This window comes from Streptomyces cinnamoneus (genome assembly GCF_014650495.1).
GTDB classification, from domain to species: domain Bacteria; phylum Actinomycetota; class Actinomycetes; order Streptomycetales; family Streptomycetaceae; genus Streptomyces; species Streptomyces cinnamoneus.
Genome location: NZ_BMVB01000004.1, coordinates 356,568 through 370,965 on the forward strand (window position 1 = coordinate 356,568; position 14,398 = coordinate 370,965).

Genomic DNA, 14,398 nt, shown 5'->3' on the forward strand with positions numbered 1-14,398 from the left:
ACGGGTCAGTACGCGTCGAGCAGGCGTGCCTCGTGATCGGTCAGCAGCCGTGAGCGGATCAGGAAGCGCACCCCCTCGGGTGCTTCGAGCGAGAAGCCGCTGCCGCGGCCCGGCACCACGTCCACCGTCAGGTGGGTGTGGCGCCACCGCTCGAACTGATCGGCCGACATCCAGAAACCGACCGGCTCGGCCACTCCTTCGACGGTCAGCTCGGCCAGCAGGACGTCGGAGCCGCCCGTGCGGAACTCACCCCGCGGGTAGCACATGGGCGAGCTTCCGTCGCAGCAGCCGCCCGACTGGTGGAACATCAGCGGCCCGTGCTTCGCGTGGAGGTCGCGGACCAGCCGGGCGGCGGCGGGCGTCAGGGCGATGCGGGAGACGTACTCGCTCATGAGGGGTGTCCGGATAAGTGCGGGATCATGGAATATTCCTCCTCGATGTGCTGGATGTACCGGGGACGACAGCCTGACGCGTGCCCCGAGCTGATCACCAGGGGGAGAATGGCCGCATGTCGCAGTGGGAACACCTGGTCGAACAGCACGCCATCCTGTCCGTGGTCGCCGGATCGCGGGCCTTCGGGCTGGAGACCGCCGCGTCGGACACCGACCGGCGGGGCGTGTACGTCGCGCCCACCGCGGCGTTCTGGCGCATGACCAAGCCGCCGGCCCACGTGGAGGGCCCGCTGCCCGAGCAGTTCAGCTGGGAGGCCGAGCGGTTCTGCGAGCTCGCCCTGAAGGGCAACCCGAACCTCCTGGAGGTCCTGCACAGCCCCCTGGTGGAACGCTGCACCCCGCTCGGCACCGAACTGCGCGAGCTGGCCCCGGCCTTCCTCTCCCGCCGCGTCCACCAGACCTTCGGGCGCTACGCCCAGTCGCAGCTCGCCAGGGCCCAGGCCCGCAGGGAGCGCGACGGCGAGCCCCGCTGGAAGCCGGTGATGCACATGCTGCGCCTGCTGATCAGCGGCGCCGCCCTGCTGGAGACCGGCGTCCTGCAGACCGGCGTCGGGGAGCACCGCGACCGCCTGCTGGCGGTGCGCCGGGGCGAACTGCCGTGGGAGGAGGTGGGCGCCTGGTGCGACCGGCTCGGCGACCGCCTCGACCGGGCGGCGGCCGGCAGCCCCCTGCCCGAGAGCCCGGACGCGGAACGGGTGGAGGACTGGCTGGTCTCGGTGCGCCGCCGGGCACTGTGACGGGGGGCGGGGCCGTCGCCCCGGGGGCACGGATATCCAGTGGCACATCCTGCCGGGCCGGCCCATTCTGTCGTGGTGAACGAACCGAACCACCGGATCCGGGCCCTCCACACCGCGTCCACCGTGACCGTCTACCAGGCGTACGACCCGCGGATCGGCCTGCCCGCGGCGCGCGACGGCCGCTTCCCGGCCGCCTGGAAGCGGGACCGCATGACCTGGATCAAGCCCTCGTTCCTGTGGATGATGTACCGCTGCGGCTGGGGCACGAAGGAGGGCCAGGAGACCGTCCTGGCCGTCGAGATCAGCCGCGAGGGCTTCGAGTGGGCGCTGCGCAACGCCTGCCTGTCCCACTACGAGCGCGGCGTCCACCCCGACCCGGCCGCCTGGAAGAAGCAGCTCAAGGCCGCCCCGGCCCGGGTCCAGTGGGACCCCGAGCGCGACCTGCACCTGAAGCCGCTGCCCCACCGCTCGCTGCAACTGGGGCTCTCCGGCGAGGCGTCCCGGCGCTACGCGGACGAGTGGACGGTCGCCATCACGGACGTGACACCGCTGGCGGCACGCATCCGCCGGCTGGTGGCGGAGGGCGCGACCGGCGAAGCGGCCGCGCTGCTGCCGCAGGAACGCCCGTACCCCCTCGCGGACGAGATGGCGCACATCCGTCTGTGAGGGGGAAGGGTCAGGCATCGGCGCCGGACGTGTCCGAGGACTCGTCGGAGGAGCGACCGTCGCCGCCGTCGCCACTGTTCCCGTTTCCGCTGCCTCCGCCCCTTCCGTTTCCCCTGGTTCCGCTGCCGGGCGGCGCTGCACCGACGCCCGTCAGATAGGCGGATACCACGACGTTGGCGGTGTACGTGTGCCGAGCGTGGTCGTAGTCCCCGCCACAGGTGATCAGGCGCAGCTCGGCGCGTTTCCCGTAGGGGGATCCGTAGACCTTGTCGACGTCGAAGTGCTTGTTGGCGACGACGGTGACGCTCTCCACGGTGAACTCGGCGACGGAGCCGTCGGCGCGGACGACGTCGACCTTCTCGCCGCGTTTGATGTTGCTGAGTTCGTAGAAGACGGCCGGTGACTGCTTGGTGTCCACATGGCCGACGAGCACGGCGGCACCGCTGCTGCCGGGCTCGGGCCCGTCCTGGTACCAGGCCACGGAGTTGGGCCGCTCGTACGGGGGCGGCTCGACGCCGCCCAGGGAGTCCAGTCCGTGCCCCTCGATCGGGGCGCGGACCCCCATCGCCTTGATGACCAGACGCTGGGGGCCTGCCCCCGGCAACGGTTCGTGTGCCGGGGGCAGGCTGTGCGCGGGAGGACGGCCTGCAGCGGCCACGTCGCCGGTCTTGGGAGCCGTGGCTATGGGCTCCTTCGCGACGCCGTTGCCCAGTAGCCACAGGGCCAGGATCAACGTCAGCCAGGCCGTCCTTGTCAGCAGACGGGCGGAACCGCCTGTGCGCACCTCTGACATATCGCCGGTCCGCTTTCTGTCACTGCTTGGCCGCGTTGGCGCGACGGCGGTACCAGATCAGCCCACCGGCGATACCCGCGGTGGCGCCTGCGAAGGCGAGGGCCGGGGTGCCGACGGCCGAGGACTCGGCTGCGGCCATCTCGGCCGTGGCGCCACCACCCGCGTGGGCGTGGTGACTCGGCCGTCCGTGGTGCTCGCGGCCACCGTCGTGGTGTTCGCGGCCACCGTCGTGGTGCTCACGGCCGTGGTTGCCGTCATGGCCCTTGTGGTGCTCGCGACCGTGGTCCTCACGACCGTGGTCCTCGTCGTGGCCCTTGTCGTGGCCCTTTTCGTGGTCGCGGCCGTGGTCGTCGTCACGACCCTTGTGGTGGTCGCGGCCGTGGTCCTCGTCGTCCCGGCCCTCGTGCTTGCGACCGTCGTGGTCGTCGCGGCCGTGGTCGTCGTCGTCACAGTCGTCGTCGTGACGGTTGTGGTCACGGCCCTTGTCGTGGTCGCGGCCGTGGTCGTCGTCGTCGCAGTCGTCGTCGTGACGGTTGTGGTCCCGACCGTGGTGCTTGCGGCCGTGGTCGTCGTCGTCGCAGTCGTCGTCGTCATGCGTGGTGGCGAGACGGCTGTCGGCGGCCTTCGGGGTGGACAGCTCGACGGTTCCGGACTTGGCGGTCGGGTCGTTGAGCGCGTAGGCGGCCGGGGCCGCGCAGACGGCAACAGCCGTCAGGGTGCCGCAGAGTGCGGTGCGGATTGATTTCACGGGGTGTACCTCCTTGCCTCCGAGGTTCACCCGGCAATCCGGGAGGAGCATCCGCAGGGTAGTCGTATTGCTCCATTCGGTAAGGGATTCCGGCCGGACGGGTGGCGGAGCCGGGATCTGTGGCCTTCGCAGGCCGTGCGGGGGTCTTGATGCGGGGGCAGGGGCTGTGGCTACGCTGACCGGGTTGCTCGGCGAGGGAGTCGCACCGCTGTCACGAGGTGGGGCGGCTCCGTGATCGGCGCGCTCCTCGTGCTGTTCGCGAGAGACCCGTCGTGGGCCGGGCGGCGAATGTCCGGCATCGATCCACGAGTTGTGCGAGGAGTGCAGGAATGGCTGAGGTGAAGCTCGCCGCCGAGCTGCGGACCGAGTTCGGCAAGGGCGCTGCCCGTCGTATGCGACGGGAGCACAAAGTGCCGGCTGTCGTCTACGGGCACGGCGCCGAACCGAAACACGTGGCGGTCGAGGGCCATGCGCTGATGATGGCCCTGAAGACCCCGAACGCCCTGATCAACCTGACCGTCGACGACACGAGCGAACTGGTCATCCCCAAGGCCGTGCAGCGCGACCCGCTCAAGGGCTTCCTGATCCACGTCGACCTGCTGGCCGTGGCGAAGGGCGAAAGGGTCACCGTCGAGCTGCCGATCCACACCGAGGGCGTGCTGGCACCGGGCGGCAACATCCTGGAGCACATCCTGAACGCCCTGCCGGTGGAGGCCGAGGCCACCCACATACCCGAATCGGTCACCGTCTCCGTGCAGGACCTGGACATCGGCCACACCGTGCGCGCGGCGGACATCGTGCTTCCGCCCGGTGTGTCGCTGGCGATCGACGGGGAGGCGGCGGTGCTGCAGATCGTCGCGGCCCAGGCGGAGGCCGCCGGCGACCCCGACGCCGACGAGGCCACGGACGCGTAGGGCGCGTAGGCACCCAGGACGCGTAGGCACGTAGGGGGCGCGTAGTGTCCCCAGCCGTCGTCCCCTCCAGGAGCGGGGGCGGCGGCCGTCGTGCGTCCCCTTATATGCCTCAAATCGCCACACCCGTCGGGCCTGGCCAGCGAGATTCCCACAAGAACGTGGTCCGAGTTCTAGTGGATGCGTCCCTTCCCCCCTTCGTGAGCCTCCTTGAGGATCGTGGGGCATCCGGAAGCGCTCCGTCCGCTTCTTCGCCCCCGCACGCCGGTGAGGACTCATGATGGCTCCGTTCGACTCCCATGCCGCTCCTTCTGAATGGGTCGCTTCGTGCTATGTCCGGCGAAAGCCGTGCCGAACGGCGGATGGAAGAGCGCTGACCCCTTGAGGTTCCGGATCGGTCGTTCCAGCAGCACACCGGCGCCCCGGTATCCGGAAGAACCGGTACCTGCCCAGGCCGTACACACCGAAGAGCCGGAGACCGCCGAAGCGCCCCTGTCGGACCACGAGATAGCCCTCATCAGGGCTTCCCTGTCGGTGGTCGAGCCCTTTGCGGGGGAGATCACGGTCTACTTCTACGCCATTCTCTTCGCCCGTTACCCCGAGGTCCGTCCGATGTTCCCGCAGGGGATGGACACCCAGCGCGATCGCCTCCTGCGCTCGCTGCTGCGCATCGTGGATCTGGCCGACGACCCCGAGAACCTCGTCCGCTTCTGCGGACACCTCGGCCGCGATCACCGCAAGTTCGGCACCCTCGCCGCGCACTTCCCGGCCGTGGGCGAGTGCCTCCTCGCCACTCTGGCCCGGTTCGCCGGCTCCGCGTGGACCCCGGAGATCGCCGCCGCCTGGACGAAGGCGTACGGCACGGTCGCCCAGGTCATGATCAGTGCGGCCGAGGAGGACGAGGCGGTACGGCCCGCCTCGTGGCCGGCCACGGTGGTGCACCGCGTCTCGCGCGGTCACGGCATCGCCGAGATCACCGTACGTCCCCATATGGCCTACGAGTACGCCGCAGGCCAGTACGTGAGCGTCGAGACCCCGTGGTGGCCGAAGCGGTGGCGCTACTACTCCGTCGCCAATGCGCCCCGTGAGGACGGCACGCTCACCTTTCACGTGCGCGCGGTGCCCGGCGGCTCGGTCAGCGGTGCACTGGTGCAGCGGGCGGCGGTGGGCGACGTGCTCCGGCTGGGCCCCCCGATGGGCGACATGGTCCTGGACGCGGCCGACCACGGCGATCTGCTCTTCGTGGCCGGCGGCACCGGGCTCGCCCCGATCCGCGCACTCATCGAAGAGGTCGCCCGCCGCGGGGGACACCACCAAGTGGCCCTGTTCCTCGGCGCCCGCACCGGGGCCGAGCTGTACGGGGTCGACGACATGCTCCGCATGGCCCAACGGCACCACTGGCTGACCATGAAGGCAGCGATCTCCGACGAGCACATTCCCGGAATCCGCGGATCCCTGCCGCAGGTCCTGGCCGAGTACGGGCCGTGGTACGAGCACGACGTCTTTCTCAGCGGCCCGGCCCAGATGGTGGCCTCCGCCAGGGAGACGCTCGCCCTCCACGGCACCCGGCCCGACCGCATCCACCACGACCCGTTCGAGACTCCCGTCCTCTCCGCTCCCTGAGCTGCCGCACCCCCTCATCCGTCCCGCCAGGAGAAGCCCTCTTGACCGTGCCTCCGCCGTCATTCGGCTCAGCAGGTGAACACCAGCTGCAGCAGCACCTCGGCACCGCCGACCGCGCCGCCCGGTTCTACGACCAGCAGGTGCGCCGCCACCTCACACCCGAGATGCAGGACTTCATCGGCCGCCAGGCCATGGTCTTCCTGGCCACCGCCGACTCCCACGGGGAATGCGACGCCAGCTTCCGGGCCGGCCCCCCGGGATTCGTCCACGTGATCGACGCCCACACGCTGGCCTACCCCGAGTTCCGCGGGAACGGTGTGCTGGCCAGCGCCGGCAACATGATCGAGAATCCGCACCTCGGCATGCTCTTCGTGGACTTCACCCACCATCACGTGGGGCTCCACGTCAACGGCGTGGCCCACCTCTACCACGACGCGGACCTGCGCCGCATCCATCCCGGCCTGCCCACGGACGTCGCACCCGGGCGCGGTCCCGAAATGTGGGTCCACCTCGCCGTCGAGGAGGCATACATCCACTGCTCCAAGTACATACCCCACCTGGAACCGGCCCCCCGCCCCACCGGCCGCGACGCGGGCCGCCCCCAGGACTCGGACTATTTCACCGCCCGGCGCCGGGAGGCCGTCGAGACGTTCACCGGCCCATGACAGCGGGGCAGCCCCGCGAAGGGGCTGCCCCGGGATCACCACTGCTGATCGTTGCAGGTGCATGTCCTTGCGCGTGGCGGTGGCGGTCGGGCCGATCCGTCCGTCATCGCAGGGATAGGCGGTGAGCGTCCGGTCGAGTTCGTCCAGAGGGGGCGGGGCCGGTACGGATCGGGGTGGAGCCGCCGGTGTGCCCATGCCGCCATCGCCGCCGGACGCGTCAGAAGCTCATCGAGCGAGTGCCCACCCCCATCCGCAGGGTGGCTCTGCGGGAGCCCGGGGACGGGCACCGAGGCCGCGCGCCCGGCCAGGGCCAGGAGGGGCTGGTCGCACGTCTGCCGCCCAGGCGGCCGCGGCCGCCCGAGGGGGGGAGCTCCAGGTCCGGCCGGCACGCGAGGACAGCCAGCGCAGGAGCGACCGCGTACCGTCCTCGCGCACCACACGCTGCATGGCCAACACGTCTTCGGCCCGCCGCGCCACGCCTCCGCCACCCCCACCCGTCTGCACGTGCACGTCGCCTCCCAGCGACGGCGGACACCGGGCGCTCCTCGCCGGACCGTCGGGTCGGTGACCACCCCGCCGGCCGACAACGAAGCCCCCCTCCTGACGACAGGAGAGGGGCACGAGATCACTTCTTGCTTCCTACTTCTTGCGGCGCTTGCGGGGCGCGGGCACGGTCGGTGCCTCGGTCTCGCGGGCGGCCGCGAAGAAGGGCGCCATGACGTCCTCGTACTGCTTCAGGGACTCGGCCCCCAGGTCGACCTCAAGCCACTTGGGCACCTGGATTTCCTTGATTTCCGTCATGGGGGAACCGTCCTCGTCCACCTCCCCCGTGAAGTCCTCCATTTCCTCGGTCACCGTTACGGCGAACTTGACCGTGGTCAGATTGTCGGTCACCTCGGGGGCGAGGTCGTCGAAGTCGATCCGCTGGACGAAAATCGGCGTCGTGATCGTCTGACCACCGACCTCGATCGTCTTCACCCCTTCTTCCACGCCGGGCTGACCCTTGTGGGTTTCGTCTACCTCAATGAATTTGGTGCCCATGGACGGCGCCTCTCCTTTTCGTCGGTGCGAGAGTAAAGTCTAGTGCAGCATGGGTAGTTGACGCCAATTCAGAGAAGCGCTGTTCACCCTCGCACGGGAGTCGTCTGCCGTCCGGGAATGGGAGAACCGAATCCCCGGCGCGCAATCTGTGGCCGGGAGTTGCCCGGCCACAGATTGTTTCGGCTCCCAGGAGAAACCCGACTTCTTCGGGGAGTGGGAAACGAGCAGGTTCTTCGTCTGCTGGTGGTAAGCAGTGGCATCACCTGGCTGCCGACCGGTCGCGCCATCGCGCTAGGCGTTGCTCCACCCGGCTGTGCTGGAATACGAGTCGAGCAGGTCCACCACGAAGACCAGGGTCGAGCCCGGCGGGATCAGCGGCGAGGGCGACTGATTGCCGTAGCCGAGACGCGGGGGAACGATGATCTCGCGCCGGCCGCCGACCTTCATCCCCCTCACCCCCCGGTCCCAGCCCTTGATGACCCTGCCGCTGCCCAGGGCGAACTTGAACGGCTGGCCCCGGTCCCAGGAGGCATCGAACTCCTTCCCGGACTCGAAGGTCACCCCGACGTAGTGGACCCTGACCACCATGCCCGGCTGCACCTCGGCCCCGTCCCCGACGACCAGGTCCCGGATGGTCAGCTCGGTAGGAGCGTCACCCTCCGGAACGTCGACCTCGGGCTTCGTCAGTTCACTCATTGCAGCCTCACCGCTCTCCGTCGAAAGCCCCCGTACGGACTGGCCGGACACGTGGGCACCCATGCAGTAGGTGGTCACGCTACCGAGAATGCCGATTCCCGGAGCGCACCGAATCCAGCGGCCTCTCGTGATGAGCTGGGTCGAAGTGTCTCAATGGGCAAGCGGCATGCTGACGTCTTGCTGGGCTGTGGGAGGTGGCCCGGTCCTCAACTCCGCCGTTTGGCGGTTTTGTTGCTCGCTCAGAAGAAGCCCAGCTTCTTCGGGGAGTAGCTGACCAAAACGTTCTTCGTCTGCTGGTAGTGGTCCAGCATCATCTTGTGGCCCTCCCGGCCGATGCCGGATTGTTTATAGCCTCCGAACGCGGCGTGGGCCGGGTACGTGTGGTAGCAGTTGGTCCAGACGCGGCCGGCCTGGATGGCTCGGGCCGTGCGGTAGGCGGTGGTGCCGTTGCGGGCCCAGACGCCGGCGCCCAGGCCGTAGAGGGTGTCGTTCGCCAGGGTGATCGCGTCGTCCAGGTCCGTGAACGGGGCGACCGCCACCACCGGGCCGAAGATCTCCTCCTGGAAGATCCGCATGCTGTTGCGGCCCTCGAAGACGGTGGGCTGGACGTAGTAGCCGTCGGCCAGTTCGCCGGGCAGGTGGACGCGGGCGCCGCCCGTCAGGAGGCGGGCGCCCTCCTGGTGGGCGATGTCCATGTAGGCGAGGATCTTCTCCAGTTGGTCGTTGGACGCCTGCGCGCCGATCATGGTGTCGGTGTCCAGGGGGTGCCCGGGGCGGATGCGTTCGGTGCGGGCCACCGCTGCTTCGAGGAAGGGCGTGTAGTGGCCGCGCTGGATCAGGGCGCGGGAGGGACAGGTGCAGACCTCGCCCTGGTTGAGGGCGAACATGGTGAAGCCCTCCAACGCCTTGTCCAGGAAGTCGTCGTCGGCCGCCGAGACGTCGTCGAAGAAGATGTTCGGGCTCTTGCCGCCCAGTTCCAGGGTCACCGGCTTGAGGTTCTCCGAGGCGTACTGCATGATCAGGCGGCCCGTCGTCGTCTCGCCCGTGAAGGCGATCTTCGCCACCCGGGGGCTCGACGCCAGGGGCTTGCCCGCCTCCACGCCGAAGCCGTTGACGACGTTCACCACGCCGGGCGGGAGCAGGTCCGCCACCAGGTCCAGCCACACGTGGATAGAGGCGGGGGTCTGCTCGGCCGGCTTGAGGACCACCGCGTTGCCCGCCGCCAGGGCCGGGGCCAGCTTCCACGCGGCCATGAGCAGGGGGAAGTTCCACGGGATGATCTGGGCCACCACGCCCAGCGGCTCGTGGAAGTGGTAGGCGACCGTGTCCTCGTCGAGCTCCGAGAGGCTGCCCTCCTGGGCGCGTATCGCGCCCGCGAAGTAGCGGAAGTGGTCGATGGCGAGCGGGATGTCGGCGGCGAGCGTCTCGCGGACCGGCTTGCCGTTGTCCCAGGACTCCGCGACCGCGAGGATCTCCAGGTTGCGTTCCATGCGGTCGGCGATGGCGTTGAGCACCGCCGCACGGTCGGCCACCGGCGTGCGGCCCCAGGCCGGTGCCGCGGCGTGCGCGGCGTCCAGGGCGCGTTCGACGTCCTCGGCCGTGCCGCGCGCGATCTCCGTGAAGGGGCGGCCGGTGACGGGCGTCGGGTTCTCGAAGTAGCCGCCCTGCTTGGGCGGTACGTACGTGCCGCCGATCCAGTGGTCGTACCGCGGCCGGTACGTGACGATCGCCTCGGGGGAGCCGGGGCTGGCGTAACGGGTCATGGGCGAAGCCTCCGTCGGCCGTGCGTGATGACGCCGCGCGGCTGCGGCGCCGAGCGCACGCTAGACCTGCGTGCGTTGCGCGGACGTTGCCTCAGTCCCCCTTGGTGTGCGCGTACGTCTCCCGCAACCGCTGCGCCCGCTCGGCCACCGTGCCGCGGTGCACCGCGCTCTGCGGAAGTGCCGCCAGCAGCCGTTCCCACACCTCCAGGTCCGCCTCGCCCCACGGGCTCTCGGCCCACAGCTGCAGCGCCGTCGCGTCACCGCTGCTCAGCACCGCCCGCCGCAGCCGGTCCTCCAGCAGTGCGCGCATCCGGCGCACGCCCGGTGCCTCGGAGCGGGGGAGGAGCGGGCCGTTGTAGGCGCGCAGTGCGGCCCGGAGGTCGCCGGCCGCCACCTTCCTTTCCACTGCCGCCGCATCCGTCTCCAGCGCCACCTGCAGGCGGTACGGGCGTGACGCCACCAGGTCCCCTGCCGCCCCCACCGCCCTGCGCAGGCGGCACAGCTCCGCCCGCAAGGTGACCGTCGGCACCGGCCGCTCCCCGTGCAGCGCCGACATCAGCTGATCACCCGTCAGCCCGTCCGGCCGGCCCGCGAGCAGGGCCAGGATCTCGCTGTGCCGTCCGCTCAGCCGCACGCGTCGGCCGTCCGCCACCAGCAGTGCCTCGTTGCGGCCCAGGAGAGCGAGTGTGTGCCGCGGGCCGGTGGCGTCCGTCGCCAGCTGCGCCTCCGCCGCCCGGGCGGTCGCCCGGACCAGGGCGAGGCTGTGCGGGCCGGCCAGGTGGTCGCCGCCCGTGATGTCCACGGCCCCCAGCAGCCACCCCGTGCGCGGGTCGTGAACGGGCGCGGCGGCGCAGGTCCAGGGCTGGACGAGGCGGTTGTAGTGCTCGGTGGCGAAGATCTGCACGGCGTTGTCGAGGGCGAGTGCCGTGCCCGGGGCGTTGGTGCCGGCGTGACGTTCGTCCCAGCGGGCGCCCGGCACGAAGTTCATGCCCTCCGCGCGCCGGCGCACGCCCCGATGCCCCTCCACCCACAGCATGCGGCCCGCCGCGTCGCAGACCGCGAGCAGATGGGCCCCGTCCTCGGCGATGGAGCCCAGCAACTCCCGGAACAGCGGCATCACCCGCGCGAGCGGATGGGCATGGCGATGGCTCTCCAGCGCGGCGTCGCTCAGCTCGACCGGGGCCGTGAACTCCGCCGTGGGCAGCGCCGCCGCCGAACGCCGCCAGGAGGCGGCGACCACCGGGCGTACGTGCGGGTCCAACGGGCCGCCCGCCACGAATGCGGCGTGCGCGTCGCGTACCCGGCGGGAACGTTCGGCGGGATCGGTGCCCGATGCCATCGCCAGCCATGGGTCGTTCGGGTTGCTCGGGTCGTTCGGGTTGTCCGGGTTGACCGCCTCGGCCATCAGCCCCTCCCGCGGAAGTGCGCTTGCCGCCGTGACCATACCGCCGTGGCGACGGCGCCGGGAGTGTCGACGGCGAACAGGGCGGGTACACCCCCGGACCCGGGGGAATTTGCAGTGCACACGTCACTGCGGCGACTCTGCCACCACCGGTAACAACTCCCGAAACTCCTTGAAACGGAAACACGTTGATGCGCAAAGTCCTCCTCGACATCGCGGAACGCACCCTCGCCGCCTATGTGACCACCTTCCTCGGCCTGCTCATAGCCGACGGATTCGACCTCACCAGCGTCTCGGCCATCAAGGCCGCCGCCATCGCGGCCCTGCCCGCCGCGCTCTCCGTCATCAAGGGTGCGATCGGCAGCCGCTTCGGTGACAAGGGCTCCGCCGCCTGGCTGCCCGCCCGGCGTGAAGGCCAGGGGCAGGGGCCGGGCCAGGGGCAAGGACAGAGCCCGAGCCGGGGGCAGGGCTAGGGCCCAGGGCCGGGCCGGGCGGGCGGGCCGCCTCGTGGTGCCGGCCCGCTCGTAACGGAAGCCGAGAGTCCACACGGGGTGTGCGCGGTGCACCCGCGGCCACCCCCGTGCACACGCTGCCGCCGGGGACCCGTACGCGGTTGACTCGATGACGCGAGTCCCACTGGCGCGACGGGACCGGGCTACCGGTCAATCCCCCCGAGCCGGGCGGCCCGCCGCCCCGTACCGCCGGGCGGACGGTACGGGGCGGAGCCATGTCCGCCGGCGCGAGGCCGTGCGGGGCCTGCGGGGGGTGTGCGGGGCCGGCGTGGGCGTGCGGGGCCTTCGCGGCCGGTCATGGCCTGCGGGGCCGTGCGGGGCCTGTGGGGTCCCGCGGCGGGCGGAAGCCGTGCGTCCGAGCGGGGGGCGTGGGGGGTGCCAGTGCGCCCCCCGGCGTCGGCCCGTGCGGAGCGGGTGCAACGATGTCTCCGTCATGAGAACAGGGCAGGAGACCGGGCAGGTACCGCGTGCGCTGCGAGCCGGCGTGTTCGCGGTGGTCTGCGTGCTGCTCGCGGCCCTGGGGCACGCCGTCATGTCCGGCGTCACCGTCCCCTGGTGGGCCATCGCCGTCGCCCTGTCGACGACGGGTGCCTGCGCCTGGTTCCTCGCAGGGCGCGAACGCGGTCCGTTGCTGATCACGCTCGCCACCGTGGGCGCGCAGACCGGACTGCACTCCTTCTTCACGCTCGCGCAGAACGTCGCCCGCAACGCCGTCCAGGCGGCCGGCACCGTCGTGGTGGACCTCGGCGCGGGTGCCACGGGCGGCGGAACGGCCTTCTCCGACATCTGCGACGGCAGCGGCCGCGCCCTGGCCGGCCCCGGGACCGGCACGCCCCCGCCCATGGACCACATGGGCGGCATGGACATGGGCATGAACATGGACATGGGTATGGGCGCGGGCATGAGCCACGGCACCGACATGGCCGGCATGGCCATGCACGCCGGCCACGGCGCCCTCGGCATGTGGTCCGCCCACGTCCTCGTCGCCGCCCTCTGCGGCGTCTGGCTCTCCGGCGGTGAACAGGCGGCCTTCCGGCTCGGCCGGACCATCGGCGCCCGCCTCCGCACCCCCCTGATCCTCCTCTTCCACGACGTACCGGTCCGCCCCGGCCCGCCGCGCATCCGGGCCGGCCGCGGGCGTGCCGCCCAGCGGCTGCGCCGGCTGCTGTACGCCCACGTCCTCGAAACCCGCGGTCCGCCGGCTCTCCTCGCCGTTCGCTGACCCGGCCTCCTGGCTCATCCGCCTGCCGCGCCGGGTCCGCCCACGGCGACCGACCAGGTCGGATCACGTCACCGGGCCCGCCCGTCCCGCACTCGGGGCAGGGTGCCCGGATTCCAGGAAGGACCCAGGGCGATGACCCCTGCCCTCATTACACCGGTCTGTTCACACCAGACCGGCGGCGAGCGCCTTCAGGCTGCGCGCCCGCTCGCCCCACGCACGGCACTCGGCGCAGACCTGCAGATGCGCGTCGAGCACCGCGTCGGACACGCCCGGCGGCAGTTCCTCGCCGTCGACGCGTGCGGATATAGCGGTACGAACCTCACTGCAATGCACCCCGCCATCGTCCCCGGCGTCCCCGGCGCCCGGCGCACCACCCCCCGGTCGGGAGGCCGCCGTGCGTGACGACGAGACGGTGACCGCCTGGGCCCTCGCCGCGCGCGGCGGCGACGCCGACGCGGTGGAACGGTTCATCCGCGCCACCCAGAGCGACGTGCGGCGGTACGTCGCCCGGCTCAGCAACGACCCGCAGGGCGCCGACGACCTCGTACAGGAAACGTTCCTGCGGGCCCTGCGCTCCCTGCCGCGCTTCGAGGGCCGCGCGTCGGCCCGCACCTGGCTGCTGTCCATCGCGCGCCGCACGGTCGTGGACCGGCTCCGCTTCCAGGCGGCCCGGCCGCGTCTGTCGGACACGGACGACTGGCAGTCGGCGGCGGAGCGCACCCAGTCCGCGGAGCTGCCCGGCTTCGACGAGGGCGTCGCGCTCTCGCAACTGCTGGACCGGCTGCCGTGCGAGCGCCGTGAGGCGTTCGTGCTCACCCAGATGCTGGGGCTGCCGTACGCGGAGGCCGCGGTCGTCGTGGGGTGCCCGGTCGGTACGGTGCGGTCGCGCGTGGCGCGGGCGCGCGAGGCGCTGATCGTGCAGCTGGAGACGGCGGAGCGGGAGGCGACCGTTCGGGAGACGCCCGGGCGGGAAGCGGCTGCGCGGGAAGCGGCCGCGCGAGAGGTGCCCGGTCGGGCGGCCACGGTGCGGGCGGTGACCGTTCGGGCCGCCACGGAGCGGACCGTTCCCAAGGGAATGGCGGCCCCTGAGCGGGTGGCGCCCGGGCGGGCGGCGGCTGCCGTACGTCTGCCGGTGCGGCTGCCGGCGCGGGCTCCCGCGCGTACGCC

At 71.4% G+C, this 14,398-nt stretch carries 14 protein-coding genes and 2 pseudogenes; 8 read left to right on the top strand and 8 right to left on the bottom strand.

Annotation, left to right across the window (positions count from 1 at the left end; translation table 11 throughout):
• Positions 1-5: 5 nt before the first annotated feature.
• A complete protein-coding gene (locus IE182_RS08645; RefSeq protein WP_190109070.1) occupies positions 6-392 on the bottom strand; it encodes a DUF779 domain-containing protein in 387 nt (128 codons plus the stop codon).
• A 116-nt stretch (positions 393-508) separates the two neighbouring features.
• Between IE182_RS08645 and IE182_RS08650 the strand changes: the two genes are divergently transcribed.
• Entirely contained in the window at positions 509-1,189 is a 681-nt protein-coding gene (locus IE182_RS08650; protein WP_190109071.1) for a nucleotidyltransferase domain-containing protein, read from the top strand.
• A gap of 75 nt (positions 1,190-1,264) precedes the next feature.
• Positions 1,265-1,855, top strand: coding sequence for a DUF4291 domain-containing protein (locus IE182_RS08655; protein WP_190109072.1), 591 nt, complete (start codon positions 1,265-1,267; stop codon positions 1,853-1,855).
• A 139-nt stretch (positions 1,856-1,994) separates the two neighbouring features.
• Here the strand turns inward: IE182_RS08655 and IE182_RS08660 are convergent.
• Both IE182_RS08660 and IE182_RS08665 read right to left on the bottom strand, forming a co-directional pair.
• A pseudogene (locus tag IE182_RS08660) lies at positions 1,995-2,648 on the bottom strand (class F sortase); the annotation flags it as partial.
• A 19-nt stretch (positions 2,649-2,667) separates the two neighbouring features.
• The gene (locus tag IE182_RS08665; RefSeq protein WP_190109074.1) at positions 2,668-3,396 is read right to left on the bottom strand and encodes a hypothetical protein; all 729 of its coding nucleotides are present in this window, start codon (positions 3,394-3,396) and stop codon (positions 2,668-2,670) included.
• A 329-nt stretch (positions 3,397-3,725) separates the two neighbouring features.
• Here IE182_RS08665 and IE182_RS08670 point away from each other — a divergent pair, with 329 nt between their 5' ends.
• The 3 genes from IE182_RS08670 (at position 3,726) to IE182_RS08680 (ending at position 6,595) form a co-directional block, all read left to right on the top strand.
• A complete protein-coding gene (locus tag IE182_RS08670) occupies positions 3,726-4,310 on the top strand; it encodes a 50S ribosomal protein L25/general stress protein Ctc (protein WP_190109075.1) in 585 nt (194 codons plus the stop codon).
• Positions 4,311-4,841: 531 nt separating this feature from the next.
• Entirely contained in the window at positions 4,842-5,930 is a 1,089-nt protein-coding gene (locus tag IE182_RS08675; protein ID WP_229844664.1) for a globin domain-containing protein, read from the top strand.
• Positions 5,931-5,971: 41 nt separating this feature from the next.
• Positions 5,972-6,595, top strand: a complete 624-nt coding sequence (locus IE182_RS08680; RefSeq protein ID WP_190109077.1) for a pyridoxamine 5'-phosphate oxidase family protein — start codon at positions 5,972-5,974, stop codon at positions 6,593-6,595.
• A gap of 639 nt (positions 6,596-7,234) precedes the next feature.
• Here the strand turns inward: IE182_RS08680 and IE182_RS08685 are convergent.
• The 4 genes from IE182_RS08685 to IE182_RS08700 form a co-directional block, all read right to left on the bottom strand.
• On the bottom strand, positions 7,235-7,636 hold the full coding sequence (locus tag IE182_RS08685; protein ID WP_190109078.1) for a hypothetical protein: 402 nt from the start codon (positions 7,634-7,636) through the stop codon (positions 7,235-7,237).
• Positions 7,637-7,927: 291 nt separating this feature from the next.
• The gene (locus IE182_RS08690) at positions 7,928-8,332 is read right to left on the bottom strand and encodes an FKBP-type peptidyl-prolyl cis-trans isomerase (protein WP_190109079.1); all 405 of its coding nucleotides are present in this window, start codon (positions 8,330-8,332) and stop codon (positions 7,928-7,930) included.
• A 239-nt stretch (positions 8,333-8,571) separates the two neighbouring features.
• Positions 8,572-10,095: an acetaldehyde dehydrogenase ExaC gene (gene exaC, locus IE182_RS08695; protein WP_190109080.1), complete on the bottom strand. Its 1,524-nt coding sequence runs from the start codon at positions 10,093-10,095 to the stop codon at positions 8,572-8,574.
• A 91-nt stretch (positions 10,096-10,186) separates the two neighbouring features.
• Positions 10,187-11,500 (bottom strand): sigma-54-dependent transcriptional regulator family protein, encoded by a 1,314-nt coding sequence (locus IE182_RS08700; protein ID WP_190109081.1) that lies wholly within the window; start codon positions 11,498-11,500, stop codon positions 10,187-10,189.
• A 188-nt stretch (positions 11,501-11,688) separates the two neighbouring features.
• On the opposite strand from IE182_RS08700, the gene IE182_RS08705 reads away from it, so the two are divergent.
• Together IE182_RS08705 and IE182_RS08710 are read left to right on the top strand one after the other, a co-directional pair.
• Positions 11,689-11,970, top strand: a complete 282-nt coding sequence (locus IE182_RS08705) for a holin (protein WP_190109082.1) — start codon at positions 11,689-11,691, stop codon at positions 11,968-11,970.
• A gap of 472 nt (positions 11,971-12,442) precedes the next feature.
• The gene (locus IE182_RS08710) at positions 12,443-13,231 is read left to right on the top strand and encodes a hypothetical protein (RefSeq protein WP_190109083.1); all 789 of its coding nucleotides are present in this window, start codon (positions 12,443-12,445) and stop codon (positions 13,229-13,231) included.
• 162 nt (positions 13,232-13,393) lie between these two features.
• On the opposite strand, the gene IE182_RS08715 is transcribed toward IE182_RS08710, so the two are convergent.
• Positions 13,394-13,564, bottom strand: coding sequence for a zf-HC2 domain-containing protein (locus IE182_RS08715; protein WP_190109084.1), 171 nt, complete (start codon positions 13,562-13,564; stop codon positions 13,394-13,396).
• Positions 13,565-13,625: 61 nt separating this feature from the next.
• On the opposite strand from IE182_RS08715, the pseudogene IE182_RS08720 reads away from it, so the two are divergent.
• Positions 13,626-14,174 (top strand): annotated as a pseudogene (locus tag IE182_RS08720) (sigma-70 family RNA polymerase sigma factor); the annotation flags it as partial.
• Positions 14,175-14,398 lie beyond the last annotated feature (224 nt).

Excerpts from the sequence above, each read along its gene's own strand:
- IE182_RS08685 (WP_190109078.1), bottom strand. The coding sequence starts at position 7,636 with ATGGGCACCAAATTCATTGAGGTAGACGAAACCCACAAGGGTCAGCCC.
- IE182_RS08645 (WP_190109070.1), bottom strand. The coding sequence starts at position 392 with ATGAGCGAGTACGTCTCCCGCATCGCCCTGACGCCCGCCGCCGCCCGG.
- IE182_RS08690 (WP_190109079.1), bottom strand. The coding sequence starts at position 8,332 with ATGAGTGAACTGACGAAGCCCGAGGTCGACGTTCCGGAGGGTGACGCT.
- exaC (WP_190109080.1), bottom strand. The coding sequence starts at position 10,095 with ATGACCCGTTACGCCAGCCCCGGCTCCCCCGAGGCGATCGTCACGTAC.
- IE182_RS08705 (WP_190109082.1), top strand. The coding sequence starts at position 11,689 with ATGCGCAAAGTCCTCCTCGACATCGCGGAACGCACCCTCGCCGCCTAT.
- IE182_RS08710 (WP_190109083.1), top strand. The coding sequence starts at position 12,443 with ATGAGAACAGGGCAGGAGACCGGGCAGGTACCGCGTGCGCTGCGAGCC.
- IE182_RS08700 (WP_190109081.1), bottom strand. The coding sequence starts at position 11,500 with ATGGCCGAGGCGGTCAACCCGGACAACCCGAACGACCCGAGCAACCCG.
- IE182_RS08650 (WP_190109071.1), top strand. The coding sequence starts at position 509 with ATGTCGCAGTGGGAACACCTGGTCGAACAGCACGCCATCCTGTCCGTG.
- IE182_RS08670 (WP_190109075.1), top strand. The coding sequence starts at position 3,726 with ATGGCTGAGGTGAAGCTCGCCGCCGAGCTGCGGACCGAGTTCGGCAAG.